The 15272-nt window shown below is 43.4% G+C and carries 20 protein-coding genes; 3 read left to right on the top strand and 17 right to left on the bottom strand.

Features of this window, described 5'->3' with window-relative positions; genetic code table 11:
- Positions 1–66: 66 nt before the first annotated feature.
- Both VN379_RS02620 and VN379_RS02615 read right to left on the bottom strand, forming a co-directional pair.
- Positions 67–531 carry an acyl-CoA thioesterase gene (locus VN379_RS02620; protein ID WP_325530500.1) on the bottom strand — a complete coding sequence of 155 codons (465 nt, stop codon included), beginning with the start codon at positions 529–531 and terminating at the stop codon, positions 67–69.
- 265 nt (positions 532–796) lie between these two features.
- Positions 797–1405: a TIGR00725 family protein gene (locus VN379_RS02615; RefSeq protein WP_325530498.1), complete on the bottom strand. Its 609-nt coding sequence runs from the start codon at positions 1403–1405 to the stop codon at positions 797–799.
- A 456-nt stretch (positions 1406–1861) separates the two neighbouring features.
- On the opposite strand from VN379_RS02615, the gene VN379_RS02610 reads away from it, so the two are divergent.
- The 3 genes from VN379_RS02610 (at position 1862) to VN379_RS02600 (ending at position 2598) form a co-directional block, all read left to right on the top strand.
- Positions 1862–2011, top strand: coding sequence for a hypothetical protein (locus VN379_RS02610; protein ID WP_325530496.1), 150 nt, complete (start codon positions 1862–1864; stop codon positions 2009–2011).
- A gap of 149 nt (positions 2012–2160) precedes the next feature.
- Positions 2161–2292 carry a hypothetical protein gene (locus tag VN379_RS02605; RefSeq protein ID WP_325530494.1) on the top strand — a complete coding sequence of 44 codons (132 nt, stop codon included), beginning with the start codon at positions 2161–2163 and terminating at the stop codon, positions 2290–2292.
- Positions 2293–2451: 159 nt separating this feature from the next.
- A complete protein-coding gene (locus VN379_RS02600; RefSeq protein ID WP_325530492.1) occupies positions 2452–2598 on the top strand; it encodes a hypothetical protein in 147 nt (48 codons plus the stop codon).
- Positions 2599–2705: 107 nt separating this feature from the next.
- Here VN379_RS02600 and VN379_RS02595 read toward each other — a convergent pair whose 3' ends face one another.
- The 15 genes from VN379_RS02595 to VN379_RS02525 all read right to left on the bottom strand — a co-directional run bounded on the left by VN379_RS02595 (position 2706) and on the right by VN379_RS02525 (position 15193).
- Complete coding sequence (locus tag VN379_RS02595) at positions 2706–3491, bottom strand: ribonuclease HII (protein WP_325530490.1); 786 nt, start codon at positions 3489–3491, stop codon at positions 2706–2708.
- Positions 3492–3609: 118 nt separating this feature from the next.
- Complete coding sequence (gene ylqF, locus VN379_RS02590) at positions 3610–4512, bottom strand: ribosome biogenesis GTPase YlqF (RefSeq protein WP_325530488.1); 903 nt, start codon at positions 4510–4512, stop codon at positions 3610–3612.
- A 45-nt stretch (positions 4513–4557) separates the two neighbouring features.
- Positions 4558–5085 (bottom strand): signal peptidase I, encoded by a 528-nt coding sequence (lepB, locus tag VN379_RS02585; RefSeq protein WP_325530486.1) that lies wholly within the window; start codon positions 5083–5085, stop codon positions 4558–4560.
- Positions 5086–5178: 93 nt separating this feature from the next.
- On the bottom strand, positions 5179–5520 hold the full coding sequence (gene rplS, locus VN379_RS02580) for a 50S ribosomal protein L19 (RefSeq protein WP_325530484.1): 342 nt from the start codon (positions 5518–5520) through the stop codon (positions 5179–5181).
- 109 nt (positions 5521–5629) lie between these two features.
- Positions 5630–6208 (bottom strand): RNA methyltransferase, encoded by a 579-nt coding sequence (locus VN379_RS02575; RefSeq protein ID WP_325530482.1) that lies wholly within the window; start codon positions 6206–6208, stop codon positions 5630–5632.
- A 14-nt stretch (positions 6209–6222) separates the two neighbouring features.
- Positions 6223–6957, bottom strand: a complete 735-nt coding sequence (gene trmD, locus VN379_RS02570; RefSeq protein ID WP_325530481.1) for a tRNA (guanosine(37)-N1)-methyltransferase TrmD — start codon at positions 6955–6957, stop codon at positions 6223–6225.
- A gap of 11 nt (positions 6958–6968) precedes the next feature.
- The gene (rimM, locus tag VN379_RS02565; RefSeq protein ID WP_325530480.1) at positions 6969–7472 is read right to left on the bottom strand and encodes a ribosome maturation factor RimM; all 504 of its coding nucleotides are present in this window, start codon (positions 7470–7472) and stop codon (positions 6969–6971) included.
- A gap of 1 nt (position 7473) precedes the next feature.
- Complete coding sequence (locus tag VN379_RS02560) at positions 7474–7890, bottom strand: YlqD family protein (protein ID WP_325530479.1); 417 nt, start codon at positions 7888–7890, stop codon at positions 7474–7476.
- A 34-nt stretch (positions 7891–7924) separates the two neighbouring features.
- Positions 7925–8152: a KH domain-containing protein gene (locus VN379_RS02555; protein WP_144350048.1), complete on the bottom strand. Its 228-nt coding sequence runs from the start codon at positions 8150–8152 to the stop codon at positions 7925–7927.
- Between the two features lie 20 nt (positions 8153–8172).
- Positions 8173–8454 (bottom strand): 30S ribosomal protein S16, encoded by a 282-nt coding sequence (gene rpsP, locus VN379_RS02550; protein WP_325530476.1) that lies wholly within the window; start codon positions 8452–8454, stop codon positions 8173–8175.
- 47 nt (positions 8455–8501) lie between these two features.
- Positions 8502–9842 carry a signal recognition particle protein gene (gene ffh / locus VN379_RS02545; RefSeq protein ID WP_325530474.1) on the bottom strand — a complete coding sequence of 447 codons (1341 nt, stop codon included), beginning with the start codon at positions 9840–9842 and terminating at the stop codon, positions 8502–8504.
- 7 nt (positions 9843–9849) lie between these two features.
- Positions 9850–10218 carry a YlxM family DNA-binding protein gene (gene ylxM, locus VN379_RS02540; RefSeq protein ID WP_325530472.1) on the bottom strand — a complete coding sequence of 123 codons (369 nt, stop codon included), beginning with the start codon at positions 10216–10218 and terminating at the stop codon, positions 9850–9852.
- A gap of 80 nt (positions 10219–10298) precedes the next feature.
- Entirely contained in the window at positions 10299–11216 is a 918-nt protein-coding gene (gene ftsY / locus VN379_RS02535; RefSeq protein WP_325530470.1) for a signal recognition particle-docking protein FtsY, read from the bottom strand.
- Between the two features lie 36 nt (positions 11217–11252).
- Positions 11253–14810: a chromosome segregation protein SMC gene (smc, locus tag VN379_RS02530; protein WP_325530468.1), complete on the bottom strand. Its 3558-nt coding sequence runs from the start codon at positions 14808–14810 to the stop codon at positions 11253–11255.
- A 122-nt stretch (positions 14811–14932) separates the two neighbouring features.
- Positions 14933–15193: a stage V sporulation protein S gene (locus VN379_RS02525; protein WP_325524754.1), complete on the bottom strand. Its 261-nt coding sequence runs from the start codon at positions 15191–15193 to the stop codon at positions 14933–14935.
- Positions 15194–15272: the final 79 nt, after the last annotated feature.

Raw genomic sequence — 15272 nt, 5'->3', positions numbered from 1 at the left:
CACAAAACGTTAATATTATAGCCCGTGTCCAATTTCTACATACAAGGTTAAATCGCAACTGTAGACTTATGGTTGTTTTTTTGTTTTATAGGCTTCATATCTGCGTTTTCCTTCTTCAAAGGCAGTTTTTTCTTCCGAAGTATCTAAAATAAGTTCAGGAACAATATTGGGTCTCCCCTTTTTATCAAGTGAAACCATAGTAAAAAATGCGGATAATGCCCTTTTCCGACCTTCGCACTCTAAATCTTCAACTTCCACTGTCACAGCGACTTCCATTGAAGATTTACCGGCAAAAACCACTTGACCTGTACATATAACCAAATCCCCAATAAATATCGGCAAATGAAATTCTAGCTCATCCACTCGTGCTGTAACAACATTTGAACGGGCATATCGTCTCGCAGCAGCATATGCGGTTGAATCCATTAATTTCATAATCTCCCCACCATGGATATTGCCCGCAACATTAGCTTGGCTAGGCATCATAACCTCACTGATTACTAAACGCGATTCTGACGATGACTTTTTCATATTAATTACTCTCCTTCTTATCCCGGTTACCAAAACTTTTGCATCAATTAATCATCGTTTTACGTTAAAAGAAAAAGCCGTTCTATAGACTAATATGTCCTAAAACGCCTTTGTTAAATTACAATAGCATACCTATATTGGATTTGTCAATGTAGGTTCACCCTTAGCATTAAATCAGTAAACTACCGGTCAAGCAACCTGCATAACACTGAACACTCTAATTCTCGGAACAGGAAACGGCTGTTTTCGCTGTCCAAAACGATGCCTACTCATTATCAACCTTAATTACCACACTACGTACTGGTACTTCTTGCTTGTATGTCCGGCTCATCGCAATATCTACTGCCTCCTTAGCCGTATCGGCATAGTCAAGCTTGACCCACTTTCTTTCATCAAGATAGGAACCGTCATAGGCCATCTCGCGAACTCTTGCAGCCCAGCCACCAGAAGCTTCGACAATTACGACAGGCTTACGGTTTAAGTATGCCGCAGATAACTCGCCCAGTGTACCATTGCCGCCTGCAATCATGATTATTACATCAGAAGAATGTACTAATATCAGACTTCTATAATCAAAACTTAAGCCTGTAGTAATAGGAATATCAATATACTCATTTGCTACCTCCAAGGTGTCACCAGGGAGAATGCCAACAACCAATCCATTTGCTTGCTTTGCCCCACGAGAGACAGCCCCCATTACCCCACTCGTTCCACCAGTAAGCAGGATTGCGCCATGTAAAGCAATTTCCTTTCCAATTTCCTCAGCTAATATACATGTTGCTTCCGGGATTTCACCGGATTGTCCAATTACTCCAATTCGTATCAAGATCATCCCTATCCTTTCAGTTATATTATCCTTTTCTCCATATATCATTCCACCTTCTCCCAGCAAACCCTGCATATTGCTCCTGGACTCGTCAGAAGCTCCTGTAAATAGTACCTACCAAGGACTACTGCATCTGGAGCTATTCTTTATAACACTAAAGCAGTTTGGCATTTATACAGAGAGACAGGTCCTGCCGAACCTGCCTCTCGTCTTTTATGAATCCTTAATTATTACAATATCCAGTCAACAATTACACCTAATACTATTGTCCAAAATACCAACCTAAACCACAAAGGCCACGGCTTTACCGTATTTGACCTCTTGTAAAGCCAATCCCGGATAAATACCATAATATCGCCTCCTTAATGTAACATTAGGCAGCTATTTGTAGAATCCTGCTAGTAAAATGTGGTCCTTGTCTATTCTGCCTGTACTACTTTCAAAAAAAACTTGCATAAAAGTATGTTTATCAACTAAAATAACAATGAAAGGGGGTTGTTTCTTATGCCAACCTTCCGTATCATCATAAATGGTGAACCTACCGGGAAGTTAGTCACTGGCGCCACTTACATTGACGCATATTTTTTAGCAGTTCAAACTGTGCCGCTAGCTTACAAAAATGACTTTAAATTAGAACAGGAAGAATCAGAATAACATATCCCCATAGTAAGTGTATAGTTACTGTCAGGTACGCAAAACGGACCTGACTTTTGTTTTTCCCTTATCAATGGTGCGGACATCTGAATGACACCGCATGTATGTCCAACTCTAACATGGGGAAGCTAATACCGGAGGTGATATTCGTGGACAAAACAGTAAAAAAAGCCGTCGGGGAAACGGTCCTTAAGCCAATTGTACCGGAAACAGAACCCGGTGACGGAGCATATATAGACACCTTGAAGCAGCTACAGGAAGATAGGGAAAAGGCTGACTAACTGCCGCCCCTCCCACAGCCCGAATCTCCCTTTAGCTGGTACCAAATTGCAGTTTAGATATGATGCTGGCTTTATCTTAATTACAGTCACCTCTATAATTTTAAATTACCAGCTATCAAAATTTTTAATTGGGGCAACATAATCATCGGGGGTGATAATATGAGAAACGAAAACCCTAATAACAAGCAACGCCGTAATGAAAAGGATAATAAAAACCTTGAATTCGCTAAAGAGTTTAGCCTTAAAAAGCAACTCCTTAATGAAAAAAATTGCGGTGGTGGTTGTGGCGGTAATCGTCCTATATAATTCACTTTCCATTTTGAAAACGGTGGCTATAAGCTACCGTTTTCACTTATATAGCCCTGCCTTAGACAAGCCTAAGACAGGGCTATATAAAATAACTAACATTCGTCCTATCGGTCCATTGCTTCAGCAATTCTAACCGGAGCAAAGCTCCGCCGGTGGTGAGGACATGGTCCGTATTTTGCCAGTGCGTCCATGTGTTCCTGGGTACCATACCCTTTGTGGCGGCCAAATCCGTACATTGGGTATTGGTAGTCCAGTTCATTCATTAGTTGATCCCGTTCCACTTTAGCAATAATTGATGCTGCAGCAATGGAAGCACTCACCTGATCACCACCAATAATGGCTTTATGAGGAACAACAAGATTAGGTAAAGGTACAGCATCAATAAGTATTGCCTGTGGCGCCGGCGACAATCCTGAGGCCGCGCTGTACATGCCACTTACTGTCGCTTGGTAAATATTAATCTCATCAATTGTTTGAACGCTGACTATACACGAACTGACGGCAATAGCAGCATCCTTAATTTCTTGGTATAACTTCTCACGTTGTGCGGCTGTAAGCTTTTTCGAATCATTTAAGCCAGGCAAATAACAATCAAGCGGCAACATAACAGCAGCTACAAGGACAGGGCCTGCCAGCGGCCCCCTGCCGGCTTCGTCAATACCTGCAACCATAGAATAACCTTCTGTTTTTAGTTGATGTTCATATTCATATAGTGCCTGAATCCGCTTCCGCTCTAACTGAGCAGCCTGTCGGCGAACCTCCCACCTATCTATAAGGCGTTTTACCGAAAGACGTGCATCTGTTTTAAGACTATTTGTTATATGTAGTGAAAGGTCTTGCTGCGCTAATAGCGTTGTAATCTGCGCCACTGTCATCTGTGTTGTATCCAAAATACTACCCCCAAGTGAAGATGCTGTTAATATTCTTGATAAACTTAAGTAATCCTGCCATTTCAACAAAATAATAGAACGGCCACAAATCGTTAGCCGTTCATTTTATGACTTTGTGTTAAAAATGTCGCTCATCTTTTAATACCGGGTCAAAGTTGCCATCTGCAGGCTGGTCAGGGTGATCCAGCGTAAATTGACCAAGCTTGCCTGAACGGAAATCAGTCAGAATAATTCTTCTGACCTTTTCATGATCTACGACCCCGCCAACCTTCAGACAACCCCGCTTAGCCCCAATTAGTGCTAAGATCTCGGATGATTCTTCCGGCAACTGGGTTTCACTCAGCTTATAGCGTTCACACAGCCGTTCAGCATAGTTTCCTCTGAGTATTTCTAAAAGTTTTAGAATAACCTTCTCCATATCATAGATATCGTCTTTAATTGCACCTGTCACAGCTAATTTAAAGGCGACTTCCTGATCGTCCATCCTCGGCCACAATACTCCGGGAGTATCTAATAACTCAAGGTTCTTACCTACCTTGAGCCACTGCTGCCCGCGCGTTACTCCAGGCCGATCCCCGGTTTTAGCAGTTGCGGTACCTAACAGCCGATTAATAAGCGAAGATTTCCCCACATTGGGAATCCCCAGAATCATTGCCCGCACGGCTCGGCCTTTTATACCTTTAGCCGTAAGCTTGGCGATCTTCTCGCTGGCCTCTTGTTCAACCTTGTTTACTAATTCTTTAGAACCTTTGCCGCTGGCAGCATCTAAAGGGACTGTAGTAAACCCCATGCCCCTGAAATGGTGAATCCACTCGGTCGTACGCGCCGACTCGGCTAAGTCTGATTTATTAAGCGCTACTACCCTGGGCTTAGTTCCTACAAGCTCGGCTATAATCGGATTAGCACTGCTTACAGGAATACGCGCGTCTAATAGTTCAATTACAACATCAATAAGACTTAACTGTTCACGAATCATACGCTGGGCTTTGGCCATATGACCAGGAAACCAGTGAATGTGCATTAAGTCACACTCCTTACCTAAGAAACCGAATACTATAGTGTATAGCTACGGCAATGTTTTTATGTGGTCAATCGGCCAAAAAACTGTAACGGCTTTACCTTTAATTAACTCCAGCGGCACAAAACCCACATCTTTAAAACGACTATCTTCAGAGTTGTTGCGGTTGTCGCCCATTACATAGATGTGTCCTTCGGGAACTGTGGCCGCAGGATAAGAGCCCCGGGTACGTTCTAATATATATGACTCATTCAAAAGCTGTCCATTAAGAAAAACTCTTCCGTCTTTAATCTCAACAGTATCCCCGGCTACCGCAATTACCCGTTTTATAAAATCGCGACTGGGGTCACGTGGATAACGAAATACTAACACTTCACCCCGTTCAGGAGTCTTAAACCGGTAAATGAATTTATTTACAATGAGTCGTTCGCCGTTTACGAGCGTTGGCCGCATTGACGGCCCCTCGACCATATATAATTCCACAATAAAATACCGGATAAAAAATGCCAGAACTATGGCTATGAGAATAGATATTATCCAGTCTTTTACTTCTTCACCTAAGTTGGTATTACTCACAGCCTTCCTCCTTTCAGCATAGAGATGCCTTCACTTCACCCTGTGTGGATATGAAGAAAAGGGACTGAAATCAGTCCCTGAACACATTTGCTTTTAGCGTTTTTCCCTAATACGGGCGGCCTTACCGGTGAGGTTGCGCAGATAGTAAAGCTTAGCTCTACGAACAATGCCACGACGCATTACTTCAATTTTATCAATACGCGGAGAATGTACCGGGAAGGTACGCTCTACTCCGATGTTGTACGAAACACGTCTTACAGTAAAAGTCTCGCGTACACCGCTACCCTGACGATTAATTACCACGCCTTCAAAAACCTGAATACGTTCACGAGTTCCTTCAACAACCTTTACATGCACCCGCACAGTGTCACCTGGTTTAAAGGACGGGATATCCTGCCGTAGTTGTTCTTGTTCCAAAATCTGAATAATATTCACTTAATTTCCTCCTTATATCAGACGTTCATACCATTTGCAGAGGACCGTCCGTATTACACAAAAAATAGTATACCACATTTTACCCGGGAACTCAAACTAAAATACTGATTTAATCATTTTTCCACCATAATTCGCCCAACAGACGGTCAAGAATGATCGCAACCGCCGCACGAACAGGAAGGTGATTGTAGCTTCCCGGGCCATAAATAGGTTCCAGTATATAATCAAACTGCTGCATTACTGAATTCTCCATGCCCCAACCAGTGCCAAACAAGAGTAGGCACGGTCTGCCAGTGTCACTTATTTCCTGCCGAAGTCTACCGTACGAAACCGTATTGGTATACTTACGGGCATCGGTAGTAACAACCAGCGGCTTTGCGCCTTCCTTAGCCGTTATATAATCGACTGCCGCAGCAATATCAGGAATAACTTCCACTATGCTTAATGCCTCTTTACGGTCAGGATTATACTGTCCACCATAGCCTTCTTGCCAATAGTTGATGATTTCTTCTGCTAATGCCTTCTGGCTATCCAGTGGATGGATAATGAAATATTTCAGCAAGTCATATGTTCGAGCCGTACGGGCAATATCATGGATATCAAAATTAGTAATAGCAGTCGTAACTATCTCATTATTTTTATTATAAATAGGGTAATGCACTAAACCTAAATATACAGACACTGCCATATTCAGCCTCCGACCTACTCAGACTTTATTTCCTGCAAAAGTTTATGATCAAGAGGACTAAGCTCTACGTTATTTAACAAATCAGGCCGACGCTCAAGCGTAGCCCTGAGCGATTCCTTGCGCCGCCATTTTTCAATTTTAGCATGGTCACCTGAAAGCAATATCTCGGGGACTTCCCAGCCGTTAAACTCACGTGGACGCGTATATTGCGGATATTCCAGCAGTCCGTTATAAAATGAGTCGTGCTGCGCGCCATCATCAGCACCAAGCACTCCGGGAATCATACGTGCTACCGCATCAGTAATTACCATTGCAGGGAGTTCACCGCCCGTTAATACATAATCACCAATTGAAATAGCTTCATCAACTACATGCTGGCGTATCCTTGCGTCAATGCCTTCATAATGACCGCAAACAAAGATAAGCTGCTCATAGCCGGCAAGCTCCCGGGCTTTAGCCTGGTCAAAAGCCTGGCCGCCTGGACACATTAGTATTACCCGTTTGCTTGTAGTATCACTTGCATTAACGACACTTTCCACAGCACGAAATATTGGCTCAGGCTTCATAACCATACCTGAGCCACCCCCAAAGGGAGAATCATCAACAATACGATGTTTGTCGTAAGTAAAGTCTCTGGGATTGGTCACATGTACAGAGATAAGCCCGCTAGCCTGGGCCCGTTTTAGAATACTATGGCCTAGTGGACCGGTAAACATCTCGGGAAACAACGAAATAATGTCAATACGCATAAACGTCCTCGTTAATCCATTTCTTCCTGAAGTTTTACCAGCATCTTCTTCCCGGCAATATCAATCTGCTTTACTACATCTTTTATTGCCGGAATCAATAGTTCCTTCTTGTCTTGTTGCTCAACGACATACACGTCATTGCTGCCTGGCTGCAGCACATCGGTTATAACTCCCAGCAGTTCGCCTTGTTCGTTGAATACATTAAGACCAATAATATCGAAAATATAATATTGGCCTTCAGGCAGTTTAACTACATCTTCACGCCTAATTTTAATCAGCTTACTGCTCAAAGGCGCTGCTTCATTCATGGTATCAATGCCGGTAAACTTAAGTAAGATAAACTTTTTGTGGGGCCGTGCTGACTCAAGTTTCAATTGACCTACATCGTCAACATATACTGTTTTAAGTTCATGGAAACGCTCAGGGAAATCAGTAAGCGGGAATATACGAACGTCACCCCGCACACCGTGCGGGGCAACAATTTTACCGATGGTTATCAGATCAGTTTCAGACATACTAGCTACGGAAAGCAACGATTTTGCCGTCTTCCAGCAGAATCTCAGTTGCCATCAGTTTATGCAGGTCATCACCAATGCTTACTGCAACGACTCTATCCATAGTCCCCTGAACTATCTCTGCACCGATTTCCAGTTGTGCTGTTTCTTTTAGCTTTTCCAACATATGATTTTTAAATTCAAAGCGTTTTTGACGTTCAGCATCAATCTGCTGACGAAGGCCAACAAGCCCTTGTGCATCTTGTTTTGCCTGCTCAGTCATCATGCGCTTGGCATGAAACTCAATCTGCTGGAGTTCTAGATCTGCTTTCTTTATGGCTTCCTGAATTTCGGCCGCCAAGTGCGCTTTGAGGTCTTCTGTAACTTTAGCTTTAATGGTCACCGGACATTTAATCGTCAAGCTCTCAATGCTAGCCATTTATTCCACCCCTTTGGTTCAGATTAATAGCTTATTATAATATTTCCACCATTACTCGTTTGTTTTCCCGGGTGGCGGCAGCTTTGACTACAGTGCGGATAGCCTTGGCAATACGACCTTGCTTGCCAATTATCTTCCCCATATCTTCAGGGGCCACATGCAGTTCATAGACTGTCCCCGAATTATCGGTTGTCTCATTAACATTGACTTGTTCCGGGTTTTTCACTAATGCTTTGGCGATAACTTCGACTAATTCCTTCATGTAGTTATCACGCCTCGTTTCTACGCTTCTTTCTTAGTACGCTTTACTTCATCCCATTTTTTCAGGACGCCTGTTTTGCTGAACAGATTCTTAACAGTATCAGTAGGTTGAGCGCCTTTTTGTAACCATTCAAGGGCTTTTTCTTCGTCAATCTTGATTACTGCCGGTTCAGTTGTAGAGTCGTAATGTCCCAGATTTTCAATAAAGCGTCCGTCCCGCGGTGAACGGGAATCAGCCACTACTATACGGTAGAAAGGACGTTTCTTAGCGCCCATACGTTTTAAACGGATTTTAACTGCCATTATAAGTCACCTCCTTCACAAAATATCCAAATTTATATTTAAGATGGCTAAGGCATAAAGGGAAGTTTAAAGCTTGGCTTTTTTCCGCTTTTTTGCATTTCCTGGATGCGCTTCATCATCTTTTTGGCTTCACCAAATTGTTTTAGCAGTCTGTTAACATCTTGAACCCGTGTACCGCTGCCAAGAGCAATGCGTTTACGCCGGTTGCCGTTAATAATTGATGGATCCCGCCGCTCCTTTGCCGTCATTGAGCGGATAATAGCAATAATATGCTTTACTTCTTTATCATCAATGTCCATGCCCTGAAGCTGTTTCAGCTTGCCCATCCCAGGGATCATCCCCAGAATCTGATCAAGCGGTCCCAATTTGCGAACCTGTTCAATCTGCTCCAGGAAGTCATCTAATGTAAACTCCTCTTTGCGCAGTTTCTTCTGCATTTCCTGAGCTTTTTCTAAATTTATGGCAGACTCAGCCTTTTCAATAAAACTGAGTACATCACCCATGCCCAGAATGCGCGAAGCCATACGGTCAGGATGAAAGGGCTCCAACGCATCAAGCTTTTCGCCCATACCGGCAAACTTGATCGGTTGCCCGGTAACAGCTTTGATAGAAAGCGCAGCACCGCCACGGGCGTCACCGTCAAGCTTCGTCAGGATAACACCATCAAGCCCAAGATCGTTGTTAAAGGACTCAGCAACATTAACAGCATCCTGGCCAGTCATAGCATCCACAACCAGCAAGATTTCGTGAGGCTTGACAGTCTGCTTTATTGATTTAAGCTCATTCATGAGTTCTTCATTAATATGCAGCCGTCCGGCAGTATCAATAATCACTATGTCTCGGGCCATCATCAGCGCCTGGTCAACGGCTTTCTTGGCAATGTTGACCGGATTCTCCTGTCCCATAGTGAACACGGGGATTTCAAGCTTTTCGCCTAAAACCTCCAACTGTTTTATCGCAGCAGGGCGATAAATATCGGCAGCAACCATGAGCGGCCGTTTGCCCTGGCGTTTTAACAGATGAGCCAGTTTTCCGGCTGTAGTGGTCTTACCAGCCCCCTGCAAACCAACAAGCATAATGACTGTCGGCGGCCGGGAGGCGATAGCAATACGGCTTTGCGTCCCGCCCATCAGGTTGGTAAGTTCTTCGTTTACAATCTTTATAACATGCTGGGCAGGTGTTAGGCTGTCAAGCACCTCTTGACCTATGGCCCGTTCTTTAATTTTAGCCACTAAGTCTTTTACTACTTTGAAGTTAACGTCAGCCTCCAAGAGAGCCATCCGTACCTCTTTGAGAGCATCAGTAACATCACTTTCCGACAGTTTACCTCTGCCACGCAACTTCTTAAACGTCTGCTGCAGCTTATCGGCCAAACTTTCAAAAACCATATATATGTCACACCTCCCGGGTGTCTTCTAACAACAAATTTAACTTAATTAGAGCCTGACTCAGCTCAGGCATATTCCTTATAGTAAGCGGTAAATGTCCCAAACTGCTGACAACCTCAGCAATCAGCTTGCGCTCATCGCTATACCGGGCAGCCAGTCCAAGTTTTTCTTCATATTCCTCTAACATTTGTTCAGCCCTTCGCAGAATATCATGCACGGCTTGACGCGATACACCGAATTCATCAGCGATTTCGGCCAGCGATAAGTCTTGCAAATAATGCATATTCAGGCAGTCCCGCTGTTTATCAGTTAAAAGCGCGTTATAAAAGTCGTAAAGCTGCCCTACTCGCAACACTTTATTTAGCATACGATCCATACATTCACCTGCTTAAGTGACAAGGTAAATTCCTTTACACCACAGATTATATCTAAAACAACAAAGCATGTCAAGTAAAATTACTTGTCGGCAAATAGAGCACCGGCAAATTCAGCAGCATCAAACGGCCGGAGATCGTTTACACCTTCACCCACCCCAACCCATTTAACCGGTAAACTAAGCTCATTATTAATAGCAATTACCACGCCACCCTTGGCTGTACCGTCTAATTTAGTCAATACTACACCAGATAGCCTTACCGCATCACCGAACAATTTTGCTTGGTTAATCGCATTTTGACCGGTAGTAGCATCAAGCACCAGTAAAGTCTCATGCGGCGCATCAGGTATTTCTTTAGCGATTACCCGGTTAATCTTCTTCAGTTCTTCCATCAAATTTGATTTAGTATGCAGGCGTCCGGCTGTATCAATAATAACTATATCAACTTTACGTGCTTTAGCAGCTTGAACTGCATCAAAGGCTACCGCTGCCGGATCAGACCCTTCAGCATGCTTAATCACTTCAGTACCTGTCCGCTGCCCCCAGATTTCCAGCTGATCAATAGCGGCCGCCCGAAAAGTATCAGCGGCTGCAATGAGAACCTTTTTTCCTTCTTCATGATAATAGCTGGCTAACTTACCAATTGTAGTTGTTTTGCCAACACCATTGACGCCAACAATTAACATAACGACTGGCGGCTTGTAAAAAACTGGCTCAGCCTGAGCTTTACTCAGCAGCATCGCACTGATTTTAGTTTTTAAAAATGGCTGAAGATCATCTGGTGAATTAATCTCTTTACTCTTGATACCGCTACGGATTTCTGTCATTAATCTGGCAGTAGTTGGTACACCAACATCTGCTGACAGCAATAGGGCCTCTAAGTCATCAAGAAATTCATCATCAATAGTAGCATAGCCAATTACCAACTGCTCAATTTTTTCAGTAAAACTTTTCCTGGTCTTTTCCAGGCCAGCTTTTAATTTATCAAAAAAACCCATCACCATATTCCCCCAAACTATTTAAAGACTTATTTATTATCCTGCTCTGTCCATAAATTTCACCGAAATCAGCCGGGATATTCCAGACTCCTCCATTGTTACCCCATGCAATACACCAGCTGCCTCCATAGTACCCTTCCGGTGAGTAACTACAATGAATTGGGTACTTTGAGCATAATCCCGTAAAAATTCGCTGAAGCGCTGCACATTAGCTTCATCCAGCGCGGCATCAATCTCATCTACTACACAAAACGGTGCTGGTCGGTATGTCAAAATTGCAAACAAAAGGGCAATTACGGTAAGTGCCCTCTCACCGCCTGATAAAAGTGCCAGATTTTGCAACTTCTTTCCCGGGGGTTGCACAATAATATCTATTCCGGTTTCAAGAACATTACCTGGCTCGATAAGTACAAGCTCTGCCCGGCCGCCACCAAATAATCGAATGAAAACCTCCCCAAAATACTGGCTTATCGCTTTAAACGCTATGTTGAACTGGCGTGACATAGTAGTATCGATATCTTTAATTACTGATGTCAAGTAATCCTTAGCCTGCATTAAATCAGTTGATTGTTCTTGCAAGAAATTATAGCGTTCCTGAACCTTATTGTATTCATCAATAGCCGTAGGATTTATTGGCCCAAGTTCAGCAATTTGGCTTTCAGCGTGCGCGATCATTCGCAATAACTGCTCAATAGAATCTTGTTTTCTTAGCTCGTGAGCTTCTTCAATCGTTAATGCCAGCTGCCCGGTAAGCTGATCGTAACAATTCGTTGTTTCATACTTATATTTAGTTATAAGAAGATCTATTTCATGAAGACGTGCTTGCAAGTCGCTGCTTTGCCGGCGTAACTCTTTTAGTTCTTTATCTAACCGCTGTGAATTTACCAGTAATTCCATTTTGACGGCATAATACACCTGCCGGACTTCTGCTAATTGACCTTTCGTAATCACCAGTTTCTCCTTGCACTCTGCTAATGAAGCAAGTTCAGTCTGAGCTTGTCCAATCTCAGCCTGAAGCTGGTTTTCTTCGGTTCTAAGTCGGGTAAGGTCAATTTCCAGGGAGACATGTGTCTGTTTGTATTGCTCACTGGCAGAACGGATAGCCGCCATATCCTGGGATACAACACTTACCTTAATCTTGGCATCGGTTAACGCTTCATTTAAGGCCTGCTGCTCAGCTTTAACAGTCTTAAGTTTATTTTGCCAATCGGCAACCTTAGACTTATGACTAATTTCCCGTGTTTCCAGCAAAACAATAGCCGCTTTACTATCCTCAATTCTTTGTAGACACTGGCCACGCTCATGCCGGCAATCGGCGATTTCGTCACCTACACTTTTAAGCATCAGCTCACATCTCGCGGCATCAACTCCAGCCTTATCTATATAAATAGTTAACTCAGCCTGGCGAAGCTCTGCCTCGTTAGATTTGCCTTCAAGACCGGTAAGTTTAGAATTAATCTCTGTAATGGCAGTAATTATAGCCGTTTTTTCTTGTTCATTTAATAGTAGTTTTTCCTTCAAGGACGCTAACCCCTGTTTAAGAACAGCAATTTCATTATTCCTGGAAATAAAGCTTGCGTCTTTTCTTCCTACACTGCCACCAGTCAGTGATCCCCCGGGATTCACAATTTCACCATCAAGTGTTACAATCCTAGCCGAAAAACCACCACTACGGGCAATTTTAAGTGCATCATCAATTGTTTTAGCAATGATTATCCGGCCTAAGAGATAATTAATTACAGGCCTGTAGCGGTCATCAACACTAACTACATCAGCAGCAAAACCAAGCGCGCCTGACTGACTGGCAGCTAATATCTCCGCTTCTCTAGGTTTTGACAATCGGATTGTATTTAATGGTAGAAAAGTTGCCCTACCCAGATTTTTCATTTTTAAAAAACTAATAGCCTGTTTAGCTGTTTGATCGGTATCTGTAACAAGATGCTGCTGAGCACCCCCGAGAGCTACCTCAATGGCATTAATATATTTATCCGGAACTGATATCAGTTGGGCAACAGCACCGCAAATACCATTACGCCAGGAATCCTGATTCTTTAATATCCCTTTTATAGCCCGTCCAAATCCCTCTAATTCATACTGCATGCTAGCCAGAACATTTAGACGAGAAGAAGTCTCATTCACACTACTGCTGAGCTGCTGTTCAGCATCTGATACATTCTTCAAATTATGTTCTAAAGGAATTAGCTCCTGCCGCAAAGATGCCACCTGTCTTTTTAACGCCTGTTGCTCAGTAGCGAGAGAATTCATTTCGTTCTGCAACTCAATTTTCCTAACATTAAACTCAGACTGTTGCTGCATATAATTAGTATATTCGTCATTAAGCTTATTCTGTCTTACCGCTAAAGCAGCCAAATCACGCTCATGGATATGCAGGTTGTTGCGTTCGTTAACAGACTGTTGTAAATGGTCAAACGACTCTTCCTGACCAGCTGCAATTTGCTGCTCAATCTGCCTGATAGCGGCAATAAATTGATCATTCTGGTTGTTCCTGTCAGTTATCTCTTGTTGAATAACAAGAAATTGCTGTTGTTTAGTTGCCAGATTGCTCTGTAGTTCAGCTAACCTGGCCTCTGCTGCTTCGTGCTCAGCCACAAGCCGTATTGCAGCATCATTGAGACGCGCTTTAGCCTTCCGCCCCTGCTCAATCCGTTCACTCAGTATTCCACCCCGACTATCAAGCCGTTCCACTTCAGTGGCAACCTCATTAATCTCTTTATCTGTGTGAACAATTTTTTCATCAGTTTGGGCAATCTTAAGCAACAATGCCTCTTTTTCGTTATCAGCTGAAACTAACCGGGTATTTGCAGCAATGCTGCGGTCAGTTAAGTGGGTTTGCTCCAGATTAGCGCTTGCAACCAGCCGTTCTGCTTTTTCCAAGCGTTCCAGCAGTACTGTAGCTTGGCAGGCTATCAGCTCCGTGTTTAGCTTGTTAAAAGCGTCGGTCCTGGCTGCACTTTCTTTTAACGGCTCAAGCTGGCTTTCCAACTCAGCAGTAATATCTTTAACCCTGGTGAGATTCTGCTCTGTATCATCCAGTTTACGCAAAGCTTCACGTTTACGTTGTTTATATTTAGTTATACCGGCTGCTTCTTCAAATAACAACCGCCGTTCCTCCGGCTTGCTGCTTAATATTTCGTCAACCTTGTTTTGCCCTATTACGGTCATCGACTCACGCCCAAGCCCGGTGTCAGCCAGCATGTCATGGATATCCTTCAGACGGCAGGCCGTTTTATTGATATAATATTCACTGTCTCCTGATCTAAATACGCGTCTTGTGATTGTAACCTCATTGAAGTCTAACGGCAATCTCCCGTCACTGTTATCAAAAACCAGCGAGACTTCCGCTACTCCTAACGGCCTGCGGTTAGCGCTTCCTACAAATATGACATCTTCCATCTTAGTACCCCGCAAGGTACGAAGACTCTGTTCACCAAGCGCCCAGCGAATAGCATCAGAGATATTACTTTTACCGCTACCGTTTGGACCGACAATCGCGGTTATTCCTCGGCCAAACTCTAATTCTGTTTTTTCGGCAAACGATTTAAATCCATAGGCCTCTAGTCTGCGCAGCAACACAAGAATCACCCTTACCTGTATATTTAGGTCAATCAAAATTTTACCACGAGCAGTATGGTAATACAAGTAATATAAAAAAGCCTGCAGCATATGCACAGGCTTCTTCACATTAGGTTACATGATTAACGGGGTTCAACAATGAATCTAATAGCAGTACGTTCTTCCCCGTCAATGGTAATCTCCGCAAAAGCTGGTATGGTAATCAAATCAATGCCATTGGGAGCGACAAAACCACGTGAAATCGCAATAGCCTTGATAGCCTGATTAACCGCCCCTGCACCTACTGCCTGCACTTCTGCGGTACCTCTTTCACGCAAAACTGCAGCCAGAGCGCCTGCTACGGATTTAGGATTTGATTGTGCAGATACTTTCAGCACTTCCATTTTTCGCTCTCCTCCTTTGAATTCAGGGCCTATGCTAAAAGGTATTCTGCTTATTTCCTAAAAATTCCTTCTTTTACAT

The organism is Sporomusa sp., assembly GCF_035561255.1.
GTDB lineage: Bacteria > Bacillota > Negativicutes > Sporomusales > Sporomusaceae > Sporomusa.
The sequence above is the reverse complement of the archived record's forward strand: the minus strand, read 5'-3'. Positions and strand labels throughout refer to the sequence as shown.

Excerpts from the sequence above, each read along its gene's own strand:
- VN379_RS02575 (WP_325530482.1), bottom strand. The coding sequence starts at position 6,208 with ATGGCAGTGTCTGTATATTTAGGTTTAGTGCATTACCCTATTTATAAT.
- VN379_RS02610 (WP_325530496.1), top strand. The coding sequence starts at position 1,862 with ATGCCAACCTTCCGTATCATCATAAATGGTGAACCTACCGGGAAGTTA.
- VN379_RS02620 (WP_325530500.1), bottom strand. The coding sequence starts at position 531 with ATGAAAAAGTCATCGTCAGAATCGCGTTTAGTAATCAGTGAGGTTATG.
- VN379_RS02600 (WP_325530492.1), top strand. The coding sequence starts at position 2,452 with ATGAGAAACGAAAACCCTAATAACAAGCAACGCCGTAATGAAAAGGAT.
- trmD (WP_325530481.1), bottom strand. The coding sequence starts at position 6,957 with ATGCGTATTGACATTATTTCGTTGTTTCCCGAGATGTTTACCGGTCCA.
- VN379_RS02615 (WP_325530498.1), bottom strand. The coding sequence starts at position 1,405 with ATGATATATGGAGAAAAGGATAATATAACTGAAAGGATAGGGATGATC.
- VN379_RS02560 (WP_325530479.1), bottom strand. The coding sequence starts at position 7,890 with ATGGCTAGCATTGAGAGCTTGACGATTAAATGTCCGGTGACCATTAAA.
- ylqF (WP_325530488.1), bottom strand. The coding sequence starts at position 4,512 with ATGCACATTCACTGGTTTCCTGGTCATATGGCCAAAGCCCAGCGTATG.
- ffh (WP_325530474.1), bottom strand. The coding sequence starts at position 9,842 with ATGGTTTTTGAAAGTTTGGCCGATAAGCTGCAGCAGACGTTTAAGAAG.
- rpsP (WP_325530476.1), bottom strand. The coding sequence starts at position 8,454 with ATGGCAGTTAAAATCCGTTTAAAACGTATGGGCGCTAAGAAACGTCCT.
- rimM (WP_325530480.1), bottom strand. The coding sequence starts at position 7,472 with ATGTCTGAAACTGATCTGATAACCATCGGTAAAATTGTTGCCCCGCAC.
- ylxM (WP_325530472.1), bottom strand. The coding sequence starts at position 10,218 with ATGGATCGTATGCTAAATAAAGTGTTGCGAGTAGGGCAGCTTTACGAC.
- VN379_RS02555 (WP_144350048.1), bottom strand. The coding sequence starts at position 8,152 with ATGAAGGAATTAGTCGAAGTTATCGCCAAAGCATTAGTGAAAAACCCG.
- ftsY (WP_325530470.1), bottom strand. The coding sequence starts at position 11,216 with ATGGGTTTTTTTGATAAATTAAAAGCTGGCCTGGAAAAGACCAGGAAA.
- VN379_RS02525 (WP_325524754.1), bottom strand. The coding sequence starts at position 15,193 with ATGGAAGTGCTGAAAGTATCTGCACAATCAAATCCTAAATCCGTAGCA.